We start from the raw sequence: 13,500 nt of genomic DNA on the forward strand, positions 1-13,500 counted from the left end.
TGGAGCCTGGAAAAGAAACGACGATTGCACGATAGTAACATCAAAACGGCATCAATCGAACGGGTTGGCCACCGTCTGCGTGGCCGGCGGCGGCAGGCGCGCCGGCAGTTTCTGCGCTTCCAGCCGCGCCACCACCTCGCCCAGCAGCGCATGCAGCGCGCGCGCGTCGGCCAGGCCCGCCTGGTCGGCGGTCAGGTCGACATCGCCGCTGATGGTGATGCGGTCCAGCCGGTTTTCAATCGACAGCCGGCCGATGTTCAGCACGTCGGCCTCGTTGGCGTAGGGTACAAATTTGCTCATGGTTAGCTCCGGGATTTACGTGGTTTTACCTTCGGCAGACGCAACATCGTCTCCTTTTGGCCATCCGCCAGCGACGGCAGCAGGTTGATGCCGACGCGGGCTTCCAGTTGCGCCACGCTCAGCGTCTCATATTCCGCGTCGGCGCGGTTCTCGATGAAGAAGGCGGCGCCGGCGCGCTGGCGCGGGCTGTAGACCAGCTTGTACAAATGCGTGGGCACCAGCACATTGCCGGCCTTTTGCAGATTGCCGCCGATGAAGGCCGGGCCGGTGATCACGTACAGATCGCCCTCCTTCTGCGCCAGCTTGCGCACCGCGCCCTCGATGCCGGCCCACACATGACGGTTGTTATCCGCGTCCTGCGGCACCATGTTCGCCAGCGTGAAGCTTTCGTGCTGGCTCGCGCGGTCCGGCATGTCGCCGTTGGGCGCCATGTGGCCGCGGTCGAAGCCGCTGCGGGCGTAGTCCGACAGCTCGGCGCGGCGGCCGGGCGGCAGCTGCGGCTCGGTATGGAAGGAATTCTCGCGCGACAGGTTCTTGGCCGCCTCGATATTGTCGGCCGTCAGATGCTCGGCCGACCACAGCGGCGTGCGCGTGATCCCCGAGTGCATGACGCCGAACACACCGTAGCACAGCTCGGTGGTGGCGCTGTTCATCTTGGCGTTGCGGATTTCCGGCAGGCGGCCGTCGACATAGTGCGCGGGGCAGTTGCCGCCCCAGGCCAGGCTGGCGCCCAGCAGTCCGCAGGCCAGCGCCGCCGCTGCCACGGATCGTTGAATCAGATACATAGTTCCTTCGAGTAAATTAGCTTGGCGGCATTCTAGCGGAGGCTGGCGGCGCGCACCAAGCGTTCGGCAACGGTGCGCAGTTCCACGCGCAGCGAATCAGGCTCCAGCACGGCGAATTCGAACGGCGCCGACGCCAGCTGCCGCGCCAGCCAGCCCAGCTCGTCGGACTGGTTGTGCAGCAGCACGCCGTCCGCCGTTTGCTCGAACAGGCCGAAGGTATCGATGAAGGCGCGGCGGGCGGACGCCAGGTCGGTCTTCAGCAGTATCCTGGCGGCGAACCTGCGCGGCAGCGTCGCCACCGACTGCCGCAGATGCGCCAGCGCGTCAAAGCCGGGCGGCAGCTCGTAGCCACCCTCGGTCGGCGCCACCTGCAGCACGCGGTCCAGCCGGAAGGTGCGGATGCCGCCCCGCAGGTGGCAATGCCCGACCGCATACCAGTAGCCGCTGTAGTAGACCAGGCCGTAGGTATCGACATCGCGCTCGCTGTCGGCGTCGCCGGCGCGGTAGCGCAGGTGCACGCGCCGGCGCGACTTCGCCGCCAGGCTGAGCGCGGTCAGCGCCGCGTTGTCCTGCGTCGCCCCATCCTGCGCGCCGCCCGGCTGCGTGGCCGAACGCAAATCCAGCCGCACCGTGGCGTCGATCGCGTCCACGCGCTGGCGCAGGCCGTCCGGCATGATGCGGCCCAGCTTGGCCTGCGCGCTGGCCACCGCCGGCGCCGCCTCGGCCAGCCCCAGGCTGCGCGCCGCCAGCAGGCCCAGCGACAAGGCCAGCGCCTCGTCGTCGGTGAACATCATCGGCGGCAGCTTAAACCCCGGCATCAGCGCATAGCCGCCGTGGCGGCCGCGCTCGGTCGTGATGGGGATGCCGATCTGCTCCAGCATGACGATGTAGCGGCGCAGCGTGCGGCCGTCCACGCCGAGGCGGCTGGCCATCTCGGCGCCGCTCAGGCGGCCGTGGGTTTGCAGCAGTTCCAGCACGGCCAGAACGCGGGTGGTTGGATGGTACATGCCGCAAAGATAGCAGATTAACAGGGCCGAATCCGTCCTATTTAATCATTAAACTGCGGCAAACAACCTCTCCAAGGAATCAATATGAGCCAAACCGCCAACCTGTGGCTGTATTTTGTCGTCGTCTTCGGGGTCATCGCCCTGCCCGGCCTGGACATGGCCTTCGTCATGGGCAGTTCCATGCTGGGCGGACGCCGCTCGGGCATGGCGGCGGTGGGCGGCATCATCGCCGGCGGCTTCTGCCACCTGTGCATGGGCGCCGTCGGCGTGGCCGTGGTGTTGCAATACTGGCCGCCGCTGTTCAAGATCATGCTGCTGGGCGGCGCCACCTACATCGCCTGGATGGGCTACAGCCTGCTGCGCAGCGACAGCATCTTCCACCCCACGCCCGGCGCCGAGGCGATGGCCGACGCCGTCATCTTCCGCCGCGCGCTGACCACCAGCCTGCTCAACCCCAAGGCCTACATCTTCATGCTGGCGATCTTCCCGCAATTCCTCAAGCCGGGCCAGGGGCCGCTGTGGGTGCAGTCCGGCGTACTGGGCGGCATCACCGCGCTGACCCAGCTGGGCGTCTACGGCGCGCTGGCCTACGCCGCCAGCGGCGCCAGCGGCTGGTTCGCCGCCCATCCCGCCGCCGCCACCGTGGCCGCCCGCCTGATGGGGGCGCTGCTGATTTTGACCGCCATCCTCAGCGCCAGCCAGGCCTGGACCACGCCGTAAAAACAAAAAAGGGCTGGAACCGCGACGGTTCCAACCCTTTCGAAACATCCGCCCTACCAGAGGCTTAGTTTAATTTCAATTGCGACAACACTGCTTACTATTTTACATCGTTTTGAGCCTGACAGGTGAAAATTATGATAACGAGCGATAATGTCAACTTCCCCACCTCTCAGGCCTAAAGCGGAAATAATGAAACAACTCTACATCAACGGCGCCTGGCTCGACGGCGCCAGCAGCTCTGCCAACATCAACCCCTCCAACACCAACGACGTCATCGGCCACTACGCGCTGGCCGACGCGCAGCAGACCGAGCTGGCGATCGCCGCCGCCGCTGCCGCCGCGCCGGGCTGGGCGCTGTCCAACATCCAGCAGCGCGCCGACGCGCTGGACAAGATCGGCAGCGAAATCCTGGCCCGCCGCGAAGAGCTGGGCACGCTGCTGTCGCGCGAGGAAGGCAAGACCAGGCCCGAAGGCATAGGCGAAGTGGTCCGCGCCGGCAACATCTTCAAGTTCTACGCCGCCGAATGCCTGCGCCTGCGCGGCGACAAGCTGCCTTCCGTGCGCCCCAACCTCGACGTCGAGGTCACGCGCGAACCGGTCGGCGTGGTCGGCATCATCGCGCCGTGGAACTTCCCCATCGCTATCCCCTCGTGGAAGATCGCCCCGGCCCTGGCCTACGGCAACTGCGTCGTCATGAAGCCGGCCGAACTGGTGCCGGCCAGCACCTGGGCGCTGACCGAGATCATCAGCCGCGCCGGCCTGCCGCCGGGCGTGTTCAACCTGGTGATGGGCCACGGCAGCGTGGTCGGCCAGGCCCTGCTGAACGACCGCCGCGTCAACGCCATCAGCTTCACCGGCTCGGTCGCCACCGGCAAGAAGGTCGCCATGGCCGCCATGGGCCGCCTGGCCAAGGTGCAGATCGAAATGGGCGGCAAGAATCCGCTGATCGTGCTGGACGACGCCGACCTGGCCACCGCCGTGTTCTGCGCCGTGCAGGGTTCGTACTTCTCCACCGGCCAGCGCTGCACCGCGTCCAGCCGCCTGATCGTCGGCAAGAACATCTACCCGCGCTTCGTCGCCGCCGTCAAGCAAGAGCTGGCCAAGCTGAACGTGGGCGACGCCCTGACCGCCGGCACCGACATCGGCCCGGTGGTCGACGCCAACCAGCTGGAGCAGGACATGAACTACATCCGCATCGGCCGCGACGAAGGCGCCACGCTGGCCTTCGGCGGCGAGCGCCTGGACGGCCCGACGCCCGGCTTCTACCTGCGCCCCGCCCTGTTGACCGACGCCAGCAACGACATGCGCATCAGCCGCGAGGAAATCTTCGGCCCGGTCGCCAGCGTGATCCCGGCCGACAGCTACGAGCACGCGCTGGCGCTGGCCAACGACACCGAGTTCGGCCTGTCGAGCGGCATCGTCACCACCTCGCTCAAGCACGCCACCCACTTCAAGCGCCACGCCCAGGCCGGCATGGTGATGGTCAACGTGCCCACCGCCGGCGTCGACTACCATGTACCGTTCGGCGGCACCAAGGCCTCCAGCTACGGCGCGCGCGAACAGGGCAGCTACGCCGCCGAGTTCTTCACCACCGTCAAGACGGCTTACTGCGGCGTGTAGCCCGCGTAGTATTGGCGCGCCGGTGCCCGGTGCCGCCACGGGGGGACGCGGGCTTGCCGTCCTTGGTCTCCCCGGCCTCGGCCCGCTGCTTGTTGACGATGCGGGCCGCCACCTCTTCCTCGCGGCCCGGATAGCGGCCTTCCTTCTCGAATTTGTGCTCCAGTTCCTTGTATTCGCGCTCGCGCTTGGGACTCGCTCCTTTGGGCATGATTTGCTCCTTCACACTGGTTTGCCGGACCATGCTACCGAAAGCGCAACACTGTCGTCGCACCGCAGCGAAATATTGCTAAAAGTTATAGATTCGCACGACCGTTCGCTGATACACTTTCCGTTCCCCGGAGCAAATACCGGTTCTTACAAACATAATAAAAGACGAGACATGAAGATTGCCGATATCAAGATAGGCCAACGCCTGACAATTGCTTTTTCATTAACAACGTTGATGCTCGCCGTAGTGGTGGCGCTGGGCGCCGTGGGCTTGCGGGCCACCAGCGCGGAACACGCGTCCGGCACGGCCGCCAGCATTGCTTCGTTCTACACCACGCTGATGATCGCGCTGGGCGTCGCCGGCGGCTTGATGAGCCTGTTCACCGCCTGGTACATCACGCGCGGCATCGTCGGCCCGATCCGCCATGCCGTGCGGGTGGCGCGCACCGTGGCCGGCGGCGACCTCAGCTCCAACATCGAAGTGCGTTCGCGCGACGAGATCGGCCAGCTATCGGCCGCGCTCAAGGACATGAACGCCAGCCTGATCAACATCGTTTCCGAGGTGCGCGGCGGCACCGAGGCCATCGGCACCGCCTCGGCCGAGATCGCAGCGGGGAATATGGACCTGTCCGAGCGCACCGAGCGCCAGGCCGGCTCGCTGGAGGAAACCGCGTCGTCGATGGAGGAGCTGACCTCCACCGTCAAGCAGAACGCCGCCAACGCCAACCAGGCCAACCAGCTGGCGGTGTCGGCGTCCGCCGTCGCCGGCCAGGGCGGCGCGGTGGTGGCGCAGGTGGTCGACACCATGGCCTCGATCAACGCCTCGGCGCGCAAGATCGTCGACATCATCGCCGTCATCGACGGCATCGCCTTCCAGACCAACATCCTGGCCCTGAACGCCGCCGTCGAAGCGGCGCGCGCCGGCGAGCAAGGCCGCGGCTTCGCCGTGGTGGCCAACGAGGTGCGCAACCTGGCGCAGCGCTCCGCCGCCGCCGCCCGCGAAATCAAGGGGCTGATCGGCGACTCGGTCGAGCAGGTCGATGCCGGCGCGCGCCTGGTCGACCAGGCCGGCGTGACGATGACGGAAATCGTCGCCAGCGTGCGCCGTTTCACCGACATCATGAGCGACATCGCCGCCGCCAGCCAGGAGCAGCTGTCCGGCATTGAGCACATCAACGGCGCCATCGCCGAGATGGACCAGACCACGCAGCAGAACGCCGCGCTGGTCGAGCAGGCATCGGCGGCGGCAGCGACCATGCGCGACCAGGCCGCGCACCTGCAGGGCGCTGTGGGCGTGTTCAAGCTCAGTGGCGATGGGGCCGCGCGCCGCAGCGCCAGCGTCAAGCCGATCAAGTCGGCGCGGCGCGGGACCGTACGGCCGCAGCAGGAGTCGCAGCAAGAAGCGCAGCAGGAGTTCGCCGAGCTGGTGTCGTCGGCGCGTTAAGCGGCGATCAGCAGTTCGATCTCGGCCAGCAGCTCGGGCATGGTGTCCACCACGCGCCAGGCGCCGGGGAAGTCATGGCCGCGCGTCAGCGCATTGCGCAGGATGATGCAGCGGATGCCGGCCGCCGTTGCGGCCTGCAAGCCGCGCGGCGAGTCCTCCACCACCAGGCAGTCGGCGGCATGCATGCCCAGCCGCTCAAGGCCCAGCAGGTAAGGCTCCGGCGATGGTTTGCTGCTCGCATAGGATTCATGCGTCAGCACGAATTCAAAGTGCGGCAGCAGATCCAGCCGCCGATGGATGATCTCGAAATGCTCGCGGTTGGAACTGGTGACGACGCCCATGCGCAAACGTGGCGACAGGTTGGCCAGCACCGCGCCGACGCCGTCGATCGCCGGGATATGCTCGGAGGCCAGCGTGGCCGCGTAGTGGCGATTGCGCTCGTTGCGCCATGCGTCCATGTCGGCCATGCTCAATTGCGGATCCAGCAGATGCCACGCGCCGCAGTTATCGGCCAGGTACCAGTCGAAGAAGTGCTGCTCGCTCAGCTCCAGTCCCAGGGGCCGGAACAACTCCCGGTTAGCCTCGTAAAACAGGCGCTCCGTATCTACGAGAACGCCGTCGTTGTCCCACAAAATCGCCCGCAGCATAGTCACTATCCTGTGTAAAGCGCACATTGTACCCGCTGGCCTTGCCGGGCCGGGTATGTAATACTCCGTCCAACATACCAAGAACAGAGCGAAATGGCCGTTTTAGCACTGCTGCCGCGCAGCCTCAAATTCCGCATGACGGCGGTCGTCGTGATGCTGGTGCTGGCTGCGACGGTCATCGTCACCTGGGTCGCGCTGGTGCTGGCCGAAAGCGATATGAAGAGCGTGATCGGCGACCAGCAATATGCCCTGCTCTCCTCGGCCGCCGCCCAGGTGGACGCCCAGATCACCGCCAAGAAAGCCCTGCTGGCCAGCCTGGCCGACGATATGCCGGCCGACGCCGGCCTCGATCCCGAACGCATGGGCGCCTTCGTCGCCCGCCATCCGGCCGTGCGCAAGGAATTCCTCAACCTGCACATCTTCAACCGCAACGGCGTGCTGATACACACCGAAGGCGCGGGCGCCGCCGTGCTGGCGCTGGACGAGCGCCCGCGCACCTACATGCAGAAGGTGCTGGCCGAGGGCCGCGTGGTGGTGTCGCCGCCGTTCAAAAGCCTGCTGTCCGGGCTCCCCGCCATCATGATCATCCATCCGGTGCTCAATGCCGAGGGCAAGGCCGTGATGCTGCTGGGCGGGAGCATCGACCTGACCAATTCCGACTTCCTGGCGCAGATCGCGGCGCAGAAGCCGGGCAAGACCGGCTACATGTTCATCATGACCACAGAAGGCATCCTGCTGCACCACCCCGACCCCAAGCGGCTGCTGGAGCACATCAACGCCCGCCCCGGCTACAACCGCGCCACCGAGATGGCGCTGCGCGGCTTCGAAGGCTGGACCGAAGCAGCCAACAAGGAAGGCAGCGAAGGCATCTACTCATACAAGCACCTGGCCACCACCAACTGGGTTATCGGCGCCCGCTTCCCTGTCCACGAAGCCTTCGCGCCGATGATCGCCATGCGCCGCCAGGCGATGCTGGCGTCCGGCGCCTTCGCCGCCCTGGCGGGCTTGATGGCCTGGCTGGCGATCCAGACACTGCTCAAGCCACTGGGCCGGCTGCGCCGCAACATCAACGACATCCGCAACGGCGATGTCAGCATCGGCGTGCTGCAGCGCCGCCGCCACGACGAGATCGGCGAATTAAGTGGCGCCTTCCACGAGCTGATGGCCGAGCGCGAACAGGCGCAGGAAGCGATACGCGAGAGCGAATCGCTGATCGCCGCCAGCGAGAAGCGCCTGCGCATGATCGCCGACAGCATCCCGGCGCTGGTGGCCTACATCGACCGCGACAACCGCTACCACTTCACCAACGAATACTTCCGCACCATGCTGGGCCTCGATCCGCAGTCCATGCTGGGGCGGACCATGACGGAAGTGCTGGGCGAGGAATTCGTCGCCTCCATCGCGCCCTACCACGCGGCGGCGGCGCGCGGCGACCGCGTGCACTACGAACGCGAAGGCCGCAAGGACGGCCAGCTGCAGCAGGTGATGGGCGACCTGATACCCGACATCGCCGCCGACGGCAGCGTGGCCGGCGTCTACCTGATGGCGGTCGATATCACCGAACGCAAAAATGCCGAGCTGCGCCAGGCCGCCAGCGAAAAGCGATTGAAGCTGCTGACCGACAACCTGCCGGCGCTGATCTCCTACCTTGACCAGAAGCGCCGCTTCCAGTTCGTCAATGCGACCTTCTTCCAGTGGTTCGGCGTGGCGCCGGAAAAGCTGATCGGCCGCCACCTGGTCGACGGCATAGGCCGCGACCACTACGAACACGCCGAGTCCTATCTCGAACAGGCCTATCACGGCCAGATCGCCACCTACGAGCTGAAGGCGCAGATCGACGGCAGCCTGCATACGCTGGAAACCACCTTCGTGCCGGAGATCGATGCGGCCGGCCAGGTGGTCGGCATCTATTCGCTGACGCACGACACCACGCGCATGAAGGAGATCGAGGAGCGCCTGACGCAGCTGGCCCGCATCGACACGCTGACCGGCATCGCCAACCGCCTGATGTTCGAAGAGATCCTGCAACTGGCGCTGGTGCGGGCCAAGCGCAATCGCAGGCCGCTGGCGCTGGCCTACCTGGACGTGGACCACTTCAAGAGCATCAACGACACGCTGGGCCACGGCGCCGGCGACATCGTGCTGAAGGAGTTCGCCTCGCGGCTGGCGGGCAGCGTGCGCGCCTCGGACACGGTGGCGCGGCTGGCGGGCGACGAATTCGTGATCGTGCTCGAACAGGTGGATGGCCCCGACGAAGCCGCGCGGCTGGCGGCCAAGTTCGTCGAGGCGGTGCGGCGGCCGTTCAATGTGGCCGGCAAGGCGATGCACATCACCACCAGCATCGGCATCGCGCTGCACCAGCGCGAAGGAGAAACGCCGGCGGAACTGGTGGCGCGCGCAGACACCGCGCTGTACGCGGCCAAACGCAAAGGCCGCGACGGTTACGCGATCGCCGACTAGGCGGCTGATTATGCCGGGACGCCGGTCGCCATCGGATTGGCCACCGGCTCGGCGACCTTGAACAGCAGGTTACGGTCGACGTGGTGGAAGGGTTCTTCCTGGCCGCGTATCATCATCACGGTGTCTTCCTCGTAGCCCCAGGTGCCGTCGTCGTTGATCGTCACCTTGATGCGATACTCGACGGTCTTGAAGCCATACTCCAGGAAGGGATTGGAACGGATGCCGTAGGTATCGGACTCCAGCCGCGCCACCAGTTCGAACTCCTTGGCGTCCGGCGCCACCACGGCCGAGGCCATGGCGATCTGCCCGCGCGGAATGCCCAGCGTCTGGATCACGGTGCTGGTGGCCGGCTCCCACAACCAGTAGCCCACCTGCTCGTGATAGGTCTTGGCCTGCCCGGGCTTGTTGATGATGATCAGGTAGCGCAGGCCGTAGAACAGCTGCGGGCCGTTGGTCACGGGATCGATGGGATACAGCTCGATACGCTCGACGTAGGCCTGCTTGCGCGGACCATCCGCCTTCGGCTTGATATCGAGGCCGCGCTCACCTTTCCAGATCCCGGCCATCGGCGCCAGCGGGCCGAGGTTGTCGAGGGTGTTGACGTCGATGGTGGACGGTTCGGTGTAGATATCGCTGGAAAACTCGCTCATGCATGCATCCTGTTGGTTGGTGACAGCCGCTATTGTAAGGCGATCTCGATGCGGTTGCGTCCCCCGGAATGGCGATACGCCACCGCACTGCCCAACTGGCGTATCAGCAGCAGGCCGACGCCGCCCACTTGCTGGTCTTCGAGCGGCCGCGCCGGATCGGGCGGCGGCGGTCCCTGGGTCAGCGGATCGAAGGCAGGCGCCTCGTCCTCGTACACCAGCAGCGCGCCTTCGACGCCGACCCACACCGAATGGGCGCTGTCGCCGCCGTGGCCGTGCAGGATGCTGTTGCGCAGCAGCTCCTCCAGTATCAGCTCCGCGCGCGCGACCACGCCCGGCCCCAGGCCGGCCTGTTGCAGCGCCATCGCCGCAAACGCCATCGCACCGGGCACCGCGTCCAGCCGCGCGGGAAACCGCAGCAGATGCGCAACACCGGTTTCTTTTCTGTCCATTCAAGCATATTATCGGAATGCTCATCTCAGGAGAAGCAACATGCGAAACTTAAAAGTCGCCGCTGCCACAGCGGCCCTGGCGTTCCTCGTAACCGGCGCCAGCGCGGCCGAACAGCCGGCCGGCATGGTCAAGACCACCAAGGGCGCCGCCTCGATAGAGCGCGCGGGCAAACAGACGCCGGCGGCGGCAGGCGCCGCGCTGATGGCCAGCGACCGCGTCGTCACCGGCGCCGACGGCAGCGTGGGCATCACCCTGCGCGACGAAACGCTGCTGGCGGTGGGCCCGAACAGCAACGTGTGGCTGGAAAAATACGCTTTCGATCCGACCTCGCATGAAGGCGTGCTGAATGCAACCGTCAAGCGCGGCACGCTGGGCGTCATCTCGGGCAAGCTGTCCAAGCAGTCGCCGGGCGCGGTGCAGTTCCGCACGCCGACCTCCATCCTGGGCGTGCGCGGCACCGAGTTCCTTATCGACGTCAAGGACGGAGAATAAAGCATGGTCATGCTGATCTGGATCGCCTGCCTGCTGGCCGCCGTCTCGCAGCAGCGCACGCCGACCGAGCAAATCACGCTGCTGCCCAGCCAGGACGGCAAGGCCAGCGCGGTCGTCATCACCACCGCCGGCGTCGAGACGGTGCTCGACAAGCCCTACCAGATCGCCGCCATCGATAGCAAAGGCGCGACCACCGCCAACGGCGACAGCGCCGCCATCGCCAAACAATACGACGCCACGCTGTCGGCGCTGCCGCAGCGGGCCGCCGTGTTCACCGTCTACTTCATCACCGATACCGATACGCTGGTGCCGGAATCGGCGGCCCGGCTGGCGGACATCAAGGCTCAGTTGGCGTCGCGTCCCGCGCCCGAGATCATCGTCATCGGCCACACCGACACCGTCGCCAAGCGCGAATACAACGACGAGCTGTCGCTGCGCCGCGCCGCCACCGTCAAGCGCCTGCTGATGGAAGTGGGCATCGCGGAAGACCGCATCACCGTGCAGGGACGCGGTGAGCGTGAACTGCTGGTGCCGACGGCCGACGGCGTCGACGAGCCGCGCAACCGCCGCGTGGAAATCCGCGTGCGCTGATCAGGCCACGCCATCCCAGCGCAGCACCAGCAAGGTCAGGTCGTCCGAAGGTTCGGCCTGGCCCACGTGCAGGCGCACGTCGTCACGCACCGCCTGCACCACCGCCGCCGGCGTGGCCGAGGAGGTGGCGGGCAGCGCCGCCAGCAGGCGGTCCAGCCGCTCGTTGCCGTACAAATTCCCCGCTTCGTCCATGGCCTCGTTGATGCCGTCGGTGGTCAGGCACAGGCACTCGCCGGGCCGAAGCTGGTAGTGCTGCACCGGATATTCGAAATCGTCCAGCACGCACAGCGGCGGGCCGTCCGCCGCTTGCAGGTGTTCGACGCGGCCGTCCACCGTCAGCCGGCGCGGCGCATCGTGGCCGGCGTTGCACAGGAAGACCTGGCCGCTGACGGCATCCAGTATGCCCGCCACGCTGGTGACGAACAGCATCTCGGGATTCTCGCGCGTCAGCTCGCGATTGGCGCCGTTCATGATGGCGGCCATCTCCCAGGGACCGCGCAGCGCTATGCTTTTCGATAGCGCCTTCGCCACCACCATGAACAGGCTGGCCGGCAGACCTTTGCCGGATACGTCGCCGACCATGAAGAACACGCGGTCGCGGTCCAGCATGAAGAAGTCGTACAGGTCGCCGCCCACTTCGCGCGCAGGCTCCAGCAAGGCATCCAGCGCGAAGCGCGTCTCGCCGGGGAAGGACAGCGCCGCCTGCGGCAGCGTCGCCATCTGGATGCGGCGCGCCGCGCCCAGTTCACCGGCGGTCTTGGCGGCCGACACACGCGCCACCTGCAAGGCGCGCTCGCTTTGCTTGCGGTCGCGCACGGCCGCCGTCAGCATGCTGGTCAACAGGCTCAATCCCACCAGGCCGAAAGCGCAGGACACGGCGGCCGCGTCGAACAGCAGGCCGGCGCGCGCGAACAGCAAGGCGCCGCCGCCGAAAAGGCCAGCCACGATAGCGCCGCCCAGCGGCACCGCCACCAGCAACCGCAGCTTGGGCAGCAGCCAGACCAGCAGCAGGCTGCAGGCGCCGAACACCGCCACTTCGATCCAGCGCATAGCCGGCGGCCGGCGCAGGAAGGCGCCGTCGAAGAAGCTTTCTATCATCTGCGCATGCGTGTCCACGCCGGGCATGAAGTCGCCGCGCGCATTGGTCTTGTAGTCGGTCAGGCCCAGCCCCGTCATGGCGACGATGACGATCTTGTTCTGCAACGCGGAAGCATCGAGACGGCCGCGCATCACGTCCAGCGCGGAGACATAACGGTCCATCGCCGGCGCGGAGAAGTTGACCCAGACCGCGCCATCCGGCGAGGTCGGCACGCGCAGGTCGCCGACCGACACGCTGCGCACGCCGTCGGCGTCAGCCTCGATCTCCAGCGCCGAGCTGCCGGTGGCCACGCGCAGCAATTCCATCGACAGCGCCGGCACCAGCGTATCGCCCACGGCGCCCAGCAACGGCGCGCGCCGCACGATGCCCTTCTCCAGGTTTACCGACAACAGGCCCTGCCCGCGAGCGGCCGCCTGTAGCAGCGGAAGGCTGGACATCGCTTGCGGAAATCGCATCACCGGCAGCGGCGACGCCGGCGCCGCTGCCGGCGGCGCCTTCACGTGCACCGGCCACACGCGCAGCGCATCGCTGGTGCCCGGCTCCGGATGGGCAAAGCCGGCGGCGCCCAGCACCACGGGCGCGCGCCGCATGGCCGCCGCCAGCACGTCATCGTAGGCAGGCAGCGCCGCCAGGCTGTCGCGCAGAGGCCCGGGCGGCAGGCGCGAGGCCAGCGCTTCGGGCGAGGTGGTGTCCGGCTCCGGCATCAGGATATCGAGGCCGATGGCCAGCGGCTGCTGGGCGTTGATGTGTTCTATGAGCTCGGTGAGGCGCGTGCGCGGCCAAGGCCATTGGCCGAACTCCTTGAGCGAAGCCTCGTCGATGGCGATGATCTGCACCGGCCCCGATGCGCGCTGGCGCGGCAGATGCAGCTGGTAGGCGTTGAACAGCGCCAGCCGCAGCGACGGCAGCGGACCGTCGCCGCCGACGGCCAGGGCCAGCGCCAGCAAAGCCGCCAGCACCAGCGCCAGCGGCCGGCCCTGGCCTGCGCGCACGCCGCCCAGGGCCTGGGTTTGCAAGCGGAGCAGCAT

General features: G+C 66.9%; 13 protein-coding genes and 1 pseudogene. 6 read left to right on the forward strand and 8 right to left on the reverse strand.

Annotation, left to right across the window (positions count from 1 at the left end; genetic code table 11):
* Positions 1–51 precede the first annotated feature (51 nt).
* The 3 genes from DUGA2_RS02250 to DUGA2_RS02260 are packed head-to-tail and all read right to left on the reverse strand — an operon-like array spanning position 52 to position 2,092.
* Positions 52–300, reverse strand: a complete 249-nt coding sequence (locus DUGA2_RS02250) for a hypothetical protein (RefSeq protein ID WP_070266974.1) — start codon at positions 298–300, stop codon at positions 52–54.
* Between the two features lie 2 nt (positions 301–302).
* On the reverse strand, positions 303–1,085 hold the full coding sequence (locus tag DUGA2_RS02255; protein WP_070266975.1) for a DNA/RNA non-specific endonuclease: 783 nt from the start codon (positions 1,083–1,085) through the stop codon (positions 303–305).
* A gap of 32 nt (positions 1,086–1,117) precedes the next feature.
* A complete protein-coding gene (locus DUGA2_RS02260; RefSeq protein ID WP_070266976.1) occupies positions 1,118–2,092 on the reverse strand; it encodes a YafY family protein in 975 nt (324 codons plus the stop codon).
* An 84-nt stretch (positions 2,093–2,176) separates the two neighbouring features.
* On the opposite strand from DUGA2_RS02260, the gene DUGA2_RS02265 reads away from it, so the two are divergent.
* Complete coding sequence (locus DUGA2_RS02265; protein WP_070266977.1) at positions 2,177–2,812, forward strand: LysE family translocator; 636 nt, start codon at positions 2,177–2,179, stop codon at positions 2,810–2,812.
* A gap of 189 nt (positions 2,813–3,001) precedes the next feature.
* Complete coding sequence (locus tag DUGA2_RS02270; RefSeq protein WP_070266978.1) at positions 3,002–4,432, forward strand: aldehyde dehydrogenase family protein; 1,431 nt, start codon at positions 3,002–3,004, stop codon at positions 4,430–4,432.
* On the opposite strand, the gene DUGA2_RS02275 is transcribed toward DUGA2_RS02270, so the two are convergent.
* A complete protein-coding gene (locus tag DUGA2_RS02275) occupies positions 4,407–4,640 on the reverse strand; it encodes a hypothetical protein (RefSeq protein WP_070267100.1) in 234 nt (77 codons plus the stop codon). The two genes, DUGA2_RS02270 and DUGA2_RS02275, sit on opposite strands and share 26 nt — an antisense overlap.
* Before the next feature lie 336 nt (positions 4,641–4,976).
* On the opposite strand from DUGA2_RS02275, the pseudogene DUGA2_RS02280 reads away from it, so the two are divergent.
* Positions 4,977–6,083, forward strand: a pseudogene (locus DUGA2_RS02280) (methyl-accepting chemotaxis protein); the annotation flags it as partial.
* Here DUGA2_RS02280 and DUGA2_RS02285 read toward each other — a convergent pair.
* Entirely contained in the window at positions 6,080–6,730 is a 651-nt protein-coding gene (locus DUGA2_RS02285; protein WP_070266980.1) for an HAD family phosphatase, read from the reverse strand. The pseudogene DUGA2_RS02280 and the gene DUGA2_RS02285 overlap by 4 nt on opposite strands.
* Before the next feature lie 93 nt (positions 6,731–6,823).
* On the opposite strand from DUGA2_RS02285, the gene DUGA2_RS02290 reads away from it, so the two are divergent.
* The gene (locus DUGA2_RS02290) at positions 6,824–9,190 is read left to right on the forward strand and encodes a diguanylate cyclase domain-containing protein (protein ID WP_070266981.1); all 2,367 of its coding nucleotides are present in this window, start codon (positions 6,824–6,826) and stop codon (positions 9,188–9,190) included.
* A gap of 8 nt (positions 9,191–9,198) precedes the next feature.
* Here DUGA2_RS02290 and DUGA2_RS02295 read toward each other — a convergent pair whose 3' ends face one another.
* Positions 9,199–9,840, reverse strand: a complete 642-nt coding sequence (locus tag DUGA2_RS02295; RefSeq protein ID WP_070266982.1) for an FABP family protein — start codon at positions 9,838–9,840, stop codon at positions 9,199–9,201.
* 29 nt (positions 9,841–9,869) lie between these two features.
* A complete protein-coding gene (locus DUGA2_RS02300) occupies positions 9,870–10,289 on the reverse strand; it encodes an ATP-binding protein (protein WP_070266983.1) in 420 nt (139 codons plus the stop codon).
* Between the two features lie 40 nt (positions 10,290–10,329).
* Here DUGA2_RS02300 and DUGA2_RS02305 point away from each other — a divergent pair, with 40 nt between their 5' ends.
* Both DUGA2_RS02305 and DUGA2_RS02310 read left to right on the forward strand, forming a co-directional pair.
* Positions 10,330–10,782, forward strand: a complete 453-nt coding sequence (locus tag DUGA2_RS02305) for a FecR domain-containing protein (protein ID WP_070266984.1) — start codon at positions 10,330–10,332, stop codon at positions 10,780–10,782.
* 3 nt (positions 10,783–10,785) lie between these two features.
* On the forward strand, positions 10,786–11,373 hold the full coding sequence (locus DUGA2_RS02310) for an OmpA family protein (protein ID WP_070266985.1): 588 nt from the start codon (positions 10,786–10,788) through the stop codon (positions 11,371–11,373).
* Here DUGA2_RS02310 and DUGA2_RS02315 read toward each other — a convergent pair whose 3' ends face one another.
* Positions 11,374–13,500: a CHASE2 domain-containing protein gene (locus tag DUGA2_RS02315; protein WP_070266986.1), complete on the reverse strand. Its 2,127-nt coding sequence runs from the start codon at positions 13,498–13,500 to the stop codon at positions 11,374–11,376.

Origin of the sequence: Duganella sp. HH101 (assembly GCF_001758795.1) — a bacterium.
Lineage (GTDB): Bacteria > Pseudomonadota > Gammaproteobacteria > Burkholderiales > Burkholderiaceae_D > Rugamonas > Rugamonas rivuli.